The organism is Novosphingobium sp. 1529 (genome assembly GCF_040544855.1).
Lineage (GTDB): Bacteria > Pseudomonadota > Alphaproteobacteria > Sphingomonadales > Sphingomonadaceae > Novosphingobium > Novosphingobium capsulatum.
In genome coordinates this window covers 178,656-190,761 of record NZ_JBEPKW010000002.1, presented here as the reverse complement: position 1 = coordinate 190,761, position 12,106 = coordinate 178,656, and the positions used below count along the sequence as shown (strand labels likewise).

The 12,106-nt window shown below is 65.7% G+C and carries 9 protein-coding genes; 4 read left to right on the top strand and 5 right to left on the bottom strand.

Going from position 1 to position 12,106, the window contains the following annotated elements:
• Positions 1-2: 2 nt before the first annotated feature.
• Positions 3-1,649 carry an electron transfer flavoprotein-ubiquinone oxidoreductase gene (locus ABIC78_RS06195; protein ID WP_022675289.1) on the bottom strand — a complete coding sequence of 549 codons (1,647 nt, stop codon included), beginning with the start codon at positions 1,647-1,649 and terminating at the stop codon, positions 3-5.
• Positions 1,650-1,798: 149 nt separating this feature from the next.
• On the opposite strand from ABIC78_RS06195, the gene ABIC78_RS06190 reads away from it, so the two are divergent.
• The 4 genes from ABIC78_RS06190 to ABIC78_RS06175 all read left to right on the top strand — a co-directional run bounded on the left by ABIC78_RS06190 (position 1,799) and on the right by ABIC78_RS06175 (position 6,139).
• A complete protein-coding gene (locus ABIC78_RS06190; RefSeq protein ID WP_354488333.1) occupies positions 1,799-2,575 on the top strand; it encodes a hypothetical protein in 777 nt (258 codons plus the stop codon).
• Positions 2,575-4,350 (top strand): lytic transglycosylase domain-containing protein, encoded by a 1,776-nt coding sequence (locus ABIC78_RS06185; protein WP_054131071.1) that lies wholly within the window; start codon positions 2,575-2,577, stop codon positions 4,348-4,350. Before ABIC78_RS06190 ends, ABIC78_RS06185 begins: the two co-directional genes overlap by 1 nt.
• Positions 4,351-4,365: 15 nt before the next feature.
• Positions 4,366-4,893, top strand: a complete 528-nt coding sequence (gene moaB / locus ABIC78_RS06180; RefSeq protein ID WP_022675286.1) for a molybdenum cofactor biosynthesis protein B — start codon at positions 4,366-4,368, stop codon at positions 4,891-4,893.
• Between the two features lie 175 nt (positions 4,894-5,068).
• Complete coding sequence (locus ABIC78_RS06175; RefSeq protein ID WP_107716044.1) at positions 5,069-6,139, top strand: PA0069 family radical SAM protein; 1,071 nt, start codon at positions 5,069-5,071, stop codon at positions 6,137-6,139.
• An 85-nt stretch (positions 6,140-6,224) separates the two neighbouring features.
• On the opposite strand, the gene ABIC78_RS06170 is transcribed toward ABIC78_RS06175, so the two are convergent.
• Genes ABIC78_RS06170 through dnaE form a run of 4 tightly spaced genes read right to left on the bottom strand, consistent with a single transcriptional unit; the run spans position 6,225 to position 12,101 of the window.
• Entirely contained in the window at positions 6,225-6,512 is a 288-nt protein-coding gene (locus ABIC78_RS06170; RefSeq protein ID WP_354488330.1) for a hypothetical protein, read from the bottom strand.
• A complete protein-coding gene (locus ABIC78_RS06165) occupies positions 6,509-6,829 on the bottom strand; it encodes a YbjQ family protein (protein ID WP_022675283.1) in 321 nt (106 codons plus the stop codon). The genes ABIC78_RS06170 and ABIC78_RS06165 overlap by 4 nt, the downstream gene beginning before the upstream one ends.
• Positions 6,826-8,460, bottom strand: a complete 1,635-nt coding sequence (locus ABIC78_RS06160; protein WP_354488327.1) for a long-chain fatty acid--CoA ligase — start codon at positions 8,458-8,460, stop codon at positions 6,826-6,828. Before ABIC78_RS06160 ends, ABIC78_RS06165 begins: the two co-directional genes overlap by 4 nt.
• Before the next feature lie 47 nt (positions 8,461-8,507).
• Complete coding sequence (gene dnaE, locus ABIC78_RS06155; protein WP_354488325.1) at positions 8,508-12,101, bottom strand: DNA polymerase III subunit alpha; 3,594 nt, start codon at positions 12,099-12,101, stop codon at positions 8,508-8,510.
• Positions 12,102-12,106: the final 5 nt, after the last annotated feature.

The window sequence follows — 12,106 nt, the reverse complement described above, 5'->3', positions numbered from 1 at the left end:
CCTTACATATTGGGATAATTGGGACCGCCACCACCTTCGGGCGTGACCCAGTCGATGTTCTGGGTCTTGTCCTTGATGTCGCAGGTTTTGCAATGCACGCAGTTCTGCGCGTTGATCTGCAAACGCGGAGTGCCTTCTTCCACACCCACGAATTCATAGACACCCGCCGGGCAGAACCGCGCCTCTGGCCCGGCATAAAGCGGCAGGTTGACGCGCGTGGGCACCTCGGGGTCTTTCAACACCAGGTGGCACGGCTGGTCTTCTTCGTGGTTGGTGTACGAGAACGACACGCTGGTCAGGCGATCGAAGCTGATCACGCCATCGGGCTTGGGATAGGCGATCGGCTTGTAGAGATCGGCGCGCTGCGTCGCCTCGGCATCGGTATGATGCTTGAGGCCCTTGACCGGATTGACCTTGAGCACGCGGGCCCACATGTCGGCCCCGGCCAGGATCGTGCCCCACGAACCGCCGAACTTCGACACCAGCGGCTGGGCGTTCTGCACCAGCTTGAGTTCCTTGGCGATCCAGCTGTCGCGCACGGCGGCATCGTATTCCACCATGTCGTCATGTTCACGCCCGGCGGCGGCTGCCGCCACTATCGCCTCGGCCGCCAGCATACCGCTTTTCATCGCGGTATGGCTGCCCTTGATGCGCGGCACGTTGACGAAACCGGCCGAGCAGCCGATCAGCGCGCCACCGGGGAACGAGAGGCGCGGCACTGATTGCCAGCCGCCTTCGTTGATCGCGCGCGCGCCATAGGCCACGCGGCGGCCACCTTCCAGGATGGCGCGGATTTCCGGGTGCTGCTTCCAGCGCTGGAATTCCTCGTAGGGATAGACATAGGGGTTGGCGTAATCGAGCGCGGTGACAAAGCCCAAGGCCACCTGGTTGTTGGCCTGGTGATAGAGGAACCCGCCGCCCCACGAATTGCTTTCCGAAAGGGGCCAACCCTGGGTGTGCAGCACGCGGCCCGGCACGTGCTTGGCCGGATCGATGTCCCACAATTCCTTGATACCCAGGCCATAGACCTGCGGCTGGCAATCGCGCTCAAGATCGTAATGCTGCTTGAGCCGCTTGGTCAGGCTGCCGCGCGCACCCTCGGCAAACAGGGTGTACTTGGCATGCAGTTCCATGCCGGGCTGGTAATCGCCCTTGTGGCTGCCATCCTTGGCCACGCCCATGTCGCCCGTGGCCACGCCTATCACGGCGCCGGCCTCGTTGAACAGCACTTCGGCAGCGGGGAAGCCGGGGAAGATTTCCACGCCGAGTTCGGTCGCCTGTTCGGCCAGCCAGCGGCACAGGTTGCCAAGCGAACCGGTGTAGTTGCCCTCGTTCGACATGAACGGCGGCATCGGCCAGTGCGGGATGGCGTACTTCTTGGTCTTGGTCAGCACCCAGTGCCAGTTGTCGGTCACCGGCACTTCGGCCATCGGGCAGCCCATGGTGCGCCATTCGGGCAGCAGTTCGTCCAACGCCTTGGGATCGACCACCGCGCCAGACAGGATATGCGCGCCGATTTCGGAGCCCTTTTCCAGGATGCACACCGAAAGTTCGGGATTGAGCTGCTTCACCCGGATCGCGGCAGCCAGGCCTGCAGGCCCACCACCGACGATCACCACGTCATAAGGCATCGATTCCCGTTCGCTCATCGTCCCCGCTCCATCGCCCGTTCCTGCTGAGGGCTGTTAACCACGCGATTATGCAGCGCAGCCTTGAAAGCTGGGGCGCCCAAGGTCAATAGGGTGTGCATGACAAGCCGCCTCATGAGACAAAAAGGCATCGCGCCACAGGTTGCGGCATGAGCCAGCCCCCTGCCGGCACGGCCGCCGGCCATTCCCTGTCTGCCCTGGTCGACGCTGCCTTTGCCTGGTGGGAGGATGCCGGGCTCGATGGAATGTTGAGCGATACGCCGCAATCCTGGCTGGAAAGCGACCGCAAGGCTGCGGCCAAGGCCAATGCCAAGGCCGGAAATGGCGCCGCCAGCTTTGCCCCGCCACCACCGCCGCCGGCGATGGGCGGCCTGTCGCGGGATTGGCCGCAAACCCTTGATGATTTCCACGCCTGGTGGCTGGAAACGCCGAGCCTGCCCTTCCCGCCAGCGCGCCGCATCGCCCCCACCGGCCCCGCCGGCGCGCCGCTGATGATCCTGTTGCCCATGCCCGAGGCGGATGACGAGGCAGGCCTGCTCAGCGGTCGAGGCAGCAAGGTGGTGGACGGGATGCTGGCCGCTTTGGGCCTGGCGCGCGAACAGGTCTATTGCGCCGCCGCCCTGCCGGTGCATGTGCCGATGCCCGATTGGGGCCAGTTGCGGGCAGAAGGCCTGGGCGCACTCCTCGCCCATCACGCCGCCCTTGCCGCGCCGCAACGCGTGCTGATCCTGGGCCGCAGCGGCATTTCAACGCTTCTTGGCCACAGCTTGCCGAATAATGCTGCCGATTTACGAGAGTTTAACCATGACGGTGGATGCGTACCTGCGGTTTTCGCATACGATCTTGCGGCGCTCGTGGCTCGCCCGGCGCACAAGGCGGCCTTGTGGAACCGCTTGCTTGACTGGACGGGAACAGACCTGACGTGATGATCCGGCGCTTTCACCGCGCTTGCCTGCCGGCTGCAGCCCTTGCCTGCATCGCCGGCCTGGCCGCGCCTGCACACGCCAACAGCGCGGCCGTGGAGTACTTCCGCAGCCGGGCAGACCGCACCGCGGTGCCAACCCTGCTCAGCCAGGACGACCGCACCTATTACACCCAGCTGTTCGCCGCGATCGAGCGGCAGGACTGGACCAATGTCCAGACCATGCTGGCCCAGCGCAGCGATGGCCCGCTTCAGGCCGTGGCCCGTGCGCAGTATTATCTGGCCGCCACCTCGCCCAAGGCGGATCTCGCCTCGCTCACCGATCTGATCGCCCGCGCGCCCGATCTGCCGTGGACCGACCAGCTCGGCCGCCTGGCGCTCAAGCGCGGGGCCATCTCGCTGCCGATCACGCCCAGCGCGCAATCGTTCGCCACGCTGCCCAGCACGCCGCGCCGCACCCGCCCGCGCAGCATTGCCGATGGCACGATGCCCGATAGCGTGGCCCAGGCCATTCAAGAGCGGATCAAGGCTGATGACCCCACCGGCGCGCGCGTGCTGCTCGATGGGATCGACGCCAACCTTTCCTCCGACGCCCGCGCCGAATGGCGCCAGAAGGTCGGCTGGAGCTTCTACATCGAAAACGACGATGCCAACGCCCGGCTCGTCGCGCTGTCCGCCACGCAGGGCGGCTCTGGCCCATGGGTGGCCGAGGCGCTGTGGACCGCCGGGCTCGCTGCCTGGCGCATGGACGATTGCATGGCCGCGGCCGATGCGTTCCAGCAGGCAGCGACGCAGGGCAGCAACCCGGAACTGGTTTCGGCCGGCTATTACTGGGCCAGCCGCGCCATGGTGCGCTGCCGCCAGCCGGAAAAGGTGTCTGGCATGCTGCGCGCTGCTGCCCGCAACAGCGACACGCTCTATGGCATGATGGCCGCAGAGGCGCTGGGCCTGCGCAGCGCGACGCCGCCCGCAGCGCCCGATTTCTCCGCTACCGATTGGCAATCGCTCCGCGATGTCAACAATGTGCGCCTCGCCGTCCAGCTTGCTGAAATCGGTGAGGATGGTCTGGCCGACGATGTGCTGCGCTATCAGGCGCGGATCGGTGCGCCCAGCCAGTATGCCCCGCTTTCGCGCCTGGCGCGCGACCTGGGCCTGCCATCCACCCAGCTGTGGATGGCCTATAACGCCCCGGCTGGCGCGCGCGCTGATGAAGCGGCACGCTTCCCCGCGCCCAAGTGGGTCCCGGCCAATGGCTGGAAAGTCGATCCCGCGCTGCTCTTTGCCCACTCGCTGCAGGAATCGAACTTCCGCACGGCGGTAACCAGCCCGGCCGGCGCCAAGGGCCTGATGCAGGTGCTGCCTGGCACCGCCCGCGACATGGCGCGGGCCGATCCGGTCATGCAGGGCCGCGACACCCAGCTCGATCTGCCCGGCGTGAACCTGGCGTTTGGCCAGACCTACCTCACGCGGCTGCGCGACAATGGCGCCACCGGCGGGCTGCTGCCCAAGGTGATCGCCGCCTACAACGCCGGCCCGATGCCGGTGGCGCGCTGGAACACCCAGGTGAAGGACCAGGGTGATCCGCTGCTGTGGATGGAATCGATCCCCTATTGGGAAACGCGCGGCTATGTTTCGGCCGTGATGCGCAACTACTGGATGTATGAACGTCAGGCCGGTGGCCCGTCGGATAGCCGGATCGGCCTGGTCCAGGGCTTGTGGCCCAAGTTCCCGGGCCTGGCCGGCGCAGACAATGTCCGGGTTGCGATGGGCGGGAATTGAGCGCATCACGCCGCCATGGCCATAGACACGACGCGCACTTTCAAGCCGATCAACATCGCCCTGCTCACCGTGTCCGACACGCGCGGACCGGATGAGGACACCTCGGGCGACATCCTTGCCCAGCGCATTCGCGATGCCGGACACGCCCTGGTGGCGCGCGGCATCGACAAGGACGATGCTGGCGTCATCGCCACGCGGCTCAACAACTGGATCGACGATCCCAAGGTCGATGCCGTGGTGATCACCGGCGGCACCGGCCTGACCGGCCGCGACGTGACGCCAGAGGCGCTCGACCGGGTAAAGACCCGCGACATTCCCGGCTTTGGTGAGCTGTTCCGCTGGCTCAGCTACAAGACCATCGGCACCAGCACGATCCAGTCCCGCGCCTGCGCCGTGGTGGCGCGCGGCACCTATATCTTTGCCCTGCCCGGCTCGAACGGCGCGGTGAAGGATGGCTGGGACGGCATCCTCGCCGAACAGCTCGACAGCCGCAATCGCCCCTGCAACTTCGTCGAACTGATGCCAAGGCTGCTCGAAAAGTAAGCTCCTCCCCGGCCCGGGGAGGGGGACCGCGCGAAGCGTGGTGGAGGGGATTGCCAACCAGACGCGCCGTGTGAGGGGCAAACACCCCTCCACCACCGCTTCGCGGCGGTCCCCCTCCCCGTGCCGGGGAGGATCAGCCTTCCCCTGCCCGCATGTTCATGCTATGTTCTCATGCATGCAACCGATCAAAGGCAGGGGTGCGCAATCCGGCGCGGTGCCCACGCGCTTTGGCCTTGCCCAGCGCGAGGCCGATGGCGACTGGCGCGACATGGCGCCCGATATCGACGGCGCCGCCCCGCCCCTGCGCACGACAGTGACCGAGGAATTTCCCAAGTCGGTCCTCACCTTCAACGCCTCTCCCGACATTCCGTTTGACCGCAGCGTCAATGCCTATCGCGGCTGCGAGCATGGCTGCATCTATTGCTACGCCCGGCCAACCCACGCCTATCACGATCTCTCGCCGGGCCTGGATTTCGAGACGAAGCTGTTTGCCAAACCGCAGGCGGCGGTGCTTCTGCGCCAGGCCTTTGCCAAGCGCGGATATAGCCCAAGGCCGCTGGCCATGGGCACCAACACCGATCCCTATCAGCCGATCGAGCGGGATTATCGCATCACGCGCCAGGTGCTGGAACTGTGCCTGGACGTGGGCCACCCCGTCACCATTACCACCAAGTCTGCGCGCGTGCTGGATGATCTCGATCTGCTGCGCGCCCTGGCGGCGCGCCGGCTGGTGGCGGTCGGCATCTCGATCACCAGCCTCGATCCGCGCCTGTCCAGCCTGCTCGAACCGCGCGCCGCCAGCCCGGCCAAGCGCATGGCGGCGCTCGGTACTTTGGTGGAGGCCGGGGTTCCCGCGCATGTCGGCGTCTCGCCGATCATCCCGGCCATTACCGATCAGTTCCTCGAACAGATCCTGATGGACGCCGGCGCCCTTGGCGTGCGCTCGGCCAGCTGGATCATGCTGCGCCTGCCGCACGAGGTCGCGCCGCTGTTCCGCGAATGGCTCGATACCCATTTTCCCGACCGCGCCGCCAAGGTGATGCACACCGTGCAATCGATGCGTGGCGGCAAGGATTATGACGCCAGCTTCCATACCCGGATGAAGCCCAAGGGCGTTTGGGCCGATCTCGTCCGCACCCGCTTTCGCCTGGCGTTGCGCCGCGCCGGCATCCCGCAAGAGCGGCTCGATCTGGATTGCAGCCAGTTCCGCGCGCCTTCGCGGGATGGGCAGATGAACTTGTTTTGAGAGGTGCGGCGCATGATTTCCACCACCCCCAACCCCCTCCTCTTCAGAGGAGGGGGTTGGGGGTGGTGGAAACCTGAGCGCCCAATTAATCCGCGACCGGCTCATACTTGCGCGCGCCGGTCAGCGGATCGTACCACACTTCCACCACCGCGCCGGTTTCCACGTCCACTTCGCACTCGCCGGTGCGCTGCCACTGCACCTGTCCTTCGGGCGTCCGCGCGCGGTAACGCCCTTCGAACAGCGTGCCGAGCGCAATGACCGCGCCAAGGCCGATCAAGCCCCAGCCATGACCCGTCACCAGATGCAGGGCCACTCCGCCCAGGCCGACCAGCCCCGCCGTCACCAGCGCGGCGATGCGCGCCCCGCCGGTCACGGCCTGGCCAGCTTCACGGCCGTGCCATAGGCCACCACCTCGTTCATGGTCTGGCCGATGGAGCCGGAATCGAAACGCATCATCACCACGGCGTCGGCACCCATCAGCCGCGCATTCATCACCAGCCGATCGATCGCGTGGCGCCGCGTATCTTCGACCAGCGCCGAATATTCCTTGATCTCGCCGCCAATGATCGTGCGCAGGCCCGCCACGATGTTGCCAGCCAGGCCGCGGCTGCGCACCACCACGCCGAACACCTGCCCTAGGCTTTCCACCACTTCATGGCCGGCGATGTTTTCGGTGGTCGTGACGATCATGGTTCTCTCCCGTTGATTGCCGCCGATGATGGCGCTTGATCCCATGAAAAGCCATGGAATTGTGCGCGCAGATCCTTCTTGGAAATCTTGCCGGTGCCGGTGTGCGGCAGGCTTTCGACAAAGACCACGGCATCGGGAAGCCACCATTTGGCAACCCGGCTGGCCAGATAGTCGCGCAGGTCATCCGCCGTGGCGGTCATTCCAGGGCGCAGCACCACCACCAGCAGCGGGCGTTCGTCCCAGCGCGGATGGGGAATGCCGATCGCGGCGGCTTCGGCCACGGCCGGATGGCCAACGGCGATGTTTTCCAGATCGACCGAGCTGATCCATTCGCCGCCGGATTTGATCACGTCCTTGGTCCGGTCGGTGATCTGCAACGTGCCCTCGGGGTGGAGAATCGCCACATCGCCGGTGTCGAACCAGCCGTCGCCATCCACGGCATCGGCCTCGGCCTTGAAATAGCGCTGGATCACCCACGGCCCACGAACCTGCAGCGCGCCTGCTGTCTTGCCATCGCGGGGCAGCACGCGCGTGGCATCGCCCAGGTCAACGCAGCGCATCTCCACGCCGAACGGCGGCCGCCCCTGCATCGTCTTGAGCGAAACCTGCGCCTGGAAATCGAGCGTGTCCCAGTTCCACGGCTCACCGCCAGACGTGCCGATGGGCGAGGTTTCGGTCATGCCCCAGGCATGGCTGACGCGCAGCCCCGCCGCCATGAACCGCTCCACCAGGGTGCGCGGCAGGGCAGATCCGCCACACAGCACATCGCGCAGTGCCGGCGGAAAGGCGCCATCGGCCGTGGCATCGACATATTGCGTCAGCCCCAGCCAGACTGTGGGCACACCCGCCACGGCGGTTACCGCGTGGCGATGCAGCAGATCGCACAGCACCGCCGGCTCGGCCACGGCGGAAAACACCAGCTTGGCGCCCACGCTCGCCGCCGCCCATGGCGCGCCCCAGCAGGCGGCATGGAACATCGGCACCACCGGCAGCATCACACTGCGGCTTTCCAGGCCAAAGACCTGGTTTTGCAGCATCGAGAGTGCATGCAGCACGGTGGACCGGTGGGAATATAGCACGCCCTTGGGGTTGCCCGTGGTGCCGCTGGTATAGCTCAGCATGCAGGCTTCGCGCTCGTCTCCCTCCACCCAATCGGCACGGTCATCGCCGATCCAATCGGCAAAGGCTGGCGCAGGCCCATCGCTGTCAAAACAGACGTAGTGCTCCACGCTGGGCCAACGCGGTTTCATCCGCTCGACCAGCGGAGCAAACACCGCGTCGAACAGCATGACCTTGTCTTCGGCGTGGTTGACGATGAACTCCAGCTGATCCTCGAATAGGCGCGGGTTCACCGTGTGCAGCACTGCCCCGGCGCCGGGAATGCCATACCAGGCAGCCAGGTGGTGGGCGTGGTTCATGGCCAGCGTCGCCACGCGATCGCCCGGCTCCACCCCGACACGGCGCAACGCGGCCGCGAGCCGCGCCGCCACGTCGCGCACCTCTCTCCAGGTGGTTTCGGTTTCGCGGCCATCCGCCCAGCGGCTGACGATTGCCCGCGTGCCATGCTCTCGCGCGGCGTGATCGACCAAGCGGCCCACACGCAGCGGCCAGTCCTGCATTCCGCCCAGCATCGCTCTGCCCTTTCGTTACTGCCGGGTCTTGTCGCCCGGCTGACGTGTTATTTCACCAGCCGCAGGTCAGCCTTGGCCGTCAGCGCCATGTTGGCCAGCCCTTCGATCGGCACCAATCGTTCGATCAAATCGCTGTCGAGCTTGAAATTGCGCCCCAGCCGCACGCGCGGCTCGGCCCCGCTTGCGGTGCGCAGCCGGGCGATCACTTCGCCCTTGCCATCGGGCTCGCGCGGCAAGAGCAGCGCCAGTTCGCGCAAGGCATCCTCGCGTGTCACGTCCAGCGTCAGGTGCATGCGCGCCGCGCTGGTCACGCTCGACAGCGGGCGGGCGCCGCGCACGGTCACGCGTGGCGGCTCGTCAGGGTTGGGCCGATCGAGTTCGACATTGAGCAGCACGCAGGTGCCTTCGCGCGCCCAGGCGACGAAATCGTCGACCAGGGTTTCTTCAAAGCACGAGGCCGAAAACAGCCCGCTGCTGTCGGAAAAATCGGCCATGACAAAGTCCTTGCCGCGCTTGGTCTTGCGCTTCTGGACGTTTTCCACCAGCGCCGCCATTACTGCGGCCGATCGCGCGGCGCCACCGCCATCGCCAGAACCCGCCATCAGGCTGCCATAGGTGCGCGCGCCATTGGCGCTCGCCACGGCGCGGTATTCCTCCACCGGGTGCGCGGCGAAATAGAAGCCGAAGTTCTCGCGCTCGGCCGCCATCTGATCGGCGCGGCTCCACGGCTTGGTTTCCGCCAGCCGCGTAGCCGGCTGATCATGCCCGTCGCCGCCGAACAGGCCGCCCTGGCCAGAGGTGCGGCTGCGCACCGCTTCATCAGCCACGGCCATCAACAGTTCGGCGTTGGCAATGATCTTGGCCCGGTTCGGCTCCAGCCCATCGAGCGCGCCGGCCGCAGCCAGGGCTTCGAGCTGGCGCCGGTTCATCGAGCCGGCCGGGATGCGCTTGAACAGATCGTCGAGCGTGGCAAACGGGCCACTCGCCTCCCGCTCCGCGACGATCGCGTCCATCGCCTTTTCCCCCACGTTGCGCAGGCCAGCCAGGGCATAGCGCACGGCGTGGCCATCGGCAGTCCGCTCCACGGTGAATTCGGCTTCGGAATGGTTGATGTCAGGCCCGGCCAGCGCCACGCCGTTGCGGCGCATGTCGTCGACGAAGATGTTGAGCTTTTCCGATTGGTGCATGTCGAAGCACATCGACGCGGCATAAAATTCGTGCGGGTAATGCGCCTTGAACCAGGCGGTGTGATAGGCCAGCAAGGCATAGGCGGCAGCGTGGCTCTTGTTGAAGCCATAGCCGGCGAACTTGTCGATCAAGTCGAACAGTTCGTTGGCCTTGCCTGCCTCGATCTGCGACACCTCCTTGCACCCGGCCACGAAGCGCAGGCGCTGCTGGTCCATTTCCGCCTGGATCTTCTTGCCCATGGCGCGGCGCAACAGGTCGGCGTCACCCAGCGAATAGCCCGCCAGGATCTGCGCGGCCTGCATCACCTGTTCCTGGTACACAAAAATGCCATAGGTTTCAGCCAGAATGACCGACAGCTTTTCATGCGGATATTCAATTGCTTCCAGCCCGTTCTTGCGACGGCCGAACAGCGGAATGTTGTCCATCGGGCCAGGGCGATAGAGCGAGACGAGCGCGATGATGTCACCGAAATTGGTGGGCTTCACCGCCGCCAGCGTGCGCCGCATGCCTTCCGATTCCAGCTGGAACACGCCGACCGTGTCACCCACCTGGAGCAGGCGATAGACTGCGGCGTCATCGAGCGGCAGCAGCGACAGATCGATGGTGATGCTGCGCTTGGCCAGCAGATCCACCGCCTTGCGCAGCACCGACAAGGTCTTGAGGCCGAGGAAGTCGAACTTGACGAGGCCCGCATCCTCGACATGCTTCATGTCGAACTGGGTCACCGGCATGTCTGACCGCGGATCGCGATAGAGCGGCACCAGTTGCGCCAGCGGCCGGTCCCCGATCACCACGCCCGCCGCGTGGGTAGAGCTGTTGCGCGGCAGGCCTTCCAACTGGCGCGCCAGGTCGATCAAGCGCTTGACCTCGGGATCGCGATCATACTCGCGCTTCAATTCCATCACGCCGTTGAGCGCACGCTCCAGCGTCCAGGGATCGGTGGGATGGTTGGGCACCATCTTGCACAGCCGGTCGGTCTGGCCATAGCTCATCTGCAGGATGCGCCCGGTATCACGCAGCACGGCGCGGGCTTTCAGCTTACCGAACGTGATGATCTGCGCCACGTGATCGGCGCCATATTTGGCCTGGACATAGCGGATCACTTCGCCACGCCGCGTTTCGCAGAAGTCGATATCGAAGTCTGGCATCGATACGCGTTCCGGGTTGAGGAAGCGTTCGAACAGCAGGCCCAGCTTGATCGGATCGAGATCGGTAATGGTCAGCGCCCAGGCAACCAGCGAGCCGGCGCCCGAACCACGGCCCGGCCCCACCGGAATGTCATGATCCTTGGCCCACTTGATAAAGTCGGCCACGATCAGGAAGTAGCCGCCAAAGCCCATGCGGTTGATGATCGAAACCTCGAACTCCAACCGCTTGCGGTATTCCAGCACCTCGTCCCACACGCCCGCCGCGACAAGTTCGGGGTAGTCTGCGCCGTCCGGTTCGGCTTCGGGCTCCAGGCACAGGACCTGCGCCAATTCGGCGTGGCAGTGTTCCGGGTAATAGGGCTTGAGCCGGGCAACCAGGCCAGTGCGGCTGTCGCGCGCGCAGGCCAGCGCCTCCCCTTCCTTGTCGCCAGCCAGGCTGGGCAGGATCGGCTTGCGCTTGGGCGGAATGCAGGCGGTGCGCTGCGCCACCACCAGGGTGTTGGCCAATGCCTCGGGCAGATCGGCGAACAGTTCCTGCATCGCCTCGATCGGCTTGATCCACCATTGGGCCGACGACCGCGGCCGATCCGGGCTGTCGACATGGGTGGAACTGGCAATGCACAGCATGGCATCATGCGCATCATAGAACTGCGCATCGGCAAAGCAGGCCGGATTGGTCGCCACCAGTGGCAGATCGCGATCATAAGCTAGTGCGATCAGCGCCGCTTCGGCAGCTTCCTCGCTGGCCTCGTTCCGGCGCGCCACTTCGATATAGAGGCGATCGGGAAACAGCGCCTGCAACCGCGTGCAATAGGCTTCGGCCGCAGACTGCTGTTCGCCGGCCAGCAGGCGCACCAGCGCCCCTTCGCCCGCCGCCGTCAGGCAGATCAGGCTGTCGGTATAGCCTTCCAGATCGGACAGCAGCACGTGCGGTGCATGCTCCAGCGGGCGATCGAGGTGGGCTCGGCTGACCAGATGGCAGATATTGTCATAGCCGCGCGAATCCTGGGCGTAGAGCGCCAGCCAATCGATCGTCGGCGCCTGCGGGCCAAAGCCGGGGCTAGATGCCCCCTCGCGTTCGGGCCGGGCAACGGCCAGCATGGTGCCGATGATCGGCTGGACGCCACCGTCCTTGCACGCCTTGGCAAAGGCAGCACTGCCGTAAAGGCCATTACGGTCGGTAATAGCGATGGCCGGGAAGCCGCGCTTTTCTGCGGTCTTGGCAATCGCCTTGGGGTCGATCGCCCCGTCCAGCATGGTGTACGACGAAAAGACGCGCAGCGGAACGAAGGGTGCGAAGGCCATGTCAT

What these genes read in the sequence shown, in the direction of transcription:
- ABIC78_RS06165 (WP_022675283.1), bottom strand. Translation starts at nt 6,829, where the DNA reads ATGATCGTCACGACCACCGAAAACATCGCCGGCCATGAAGTGGTGGAA.
- ABIC78_RS06160 (WP_354488327.1), bottom strand. Translation starts at nt 8,460, where the DNA reads ATGCTGGGCGGAATGCAGGACTGGCCGCTGCGTGTGGGCCGCTTGGTC.
- ABIC78_RS06185 (WP_054131071.1), top strand. Translation starts at nt 2,575, where the DNA reads ATGATCCGGCGCTTTCACCGCGCTTGCCTGCCGGCTGCAGCCCTTGCC.
- ABIC78_RS06190 (WP_354488333.1), top strand. Translation starts at nt 1,799, where the DNA reads ATGAGCCAGCCCCCTGCCGGCACGGCCGCCGGCCATTCCCTGTCTGCC.
- ABIC78_RS06175 (WP_107716044.1), top strand. Translation starts at nt 5,069, where the DNA reads ATGCAACCGATCAAAGGCAGGGGTGCGCAATCCGGCGCGGTGCCCACG.
- dnaE (WP_354488325.1), bottom strand. Translation starts at nt 12,101, where the DNA reads ATGGCCTTCGCACCCTTCGTTCCGCTGCGCGTCTTTTCGTCGTACACC.
- moaB (WP_022675286.1), top strand. Translation starts at nt 4,366, where the DNA reads ATGGCCATAGACACGACGCGCACTTTCAAGCCGATCAACATCGCCCTG.
- ABIC78_RS06195 (WP_022675289.1), bottom strand. Translation starts at nt 1,649, where the DNA reads ATGAGCGAACGGGAATCGATGCCTTATGACGTGGTGATCGTCGGTGGT.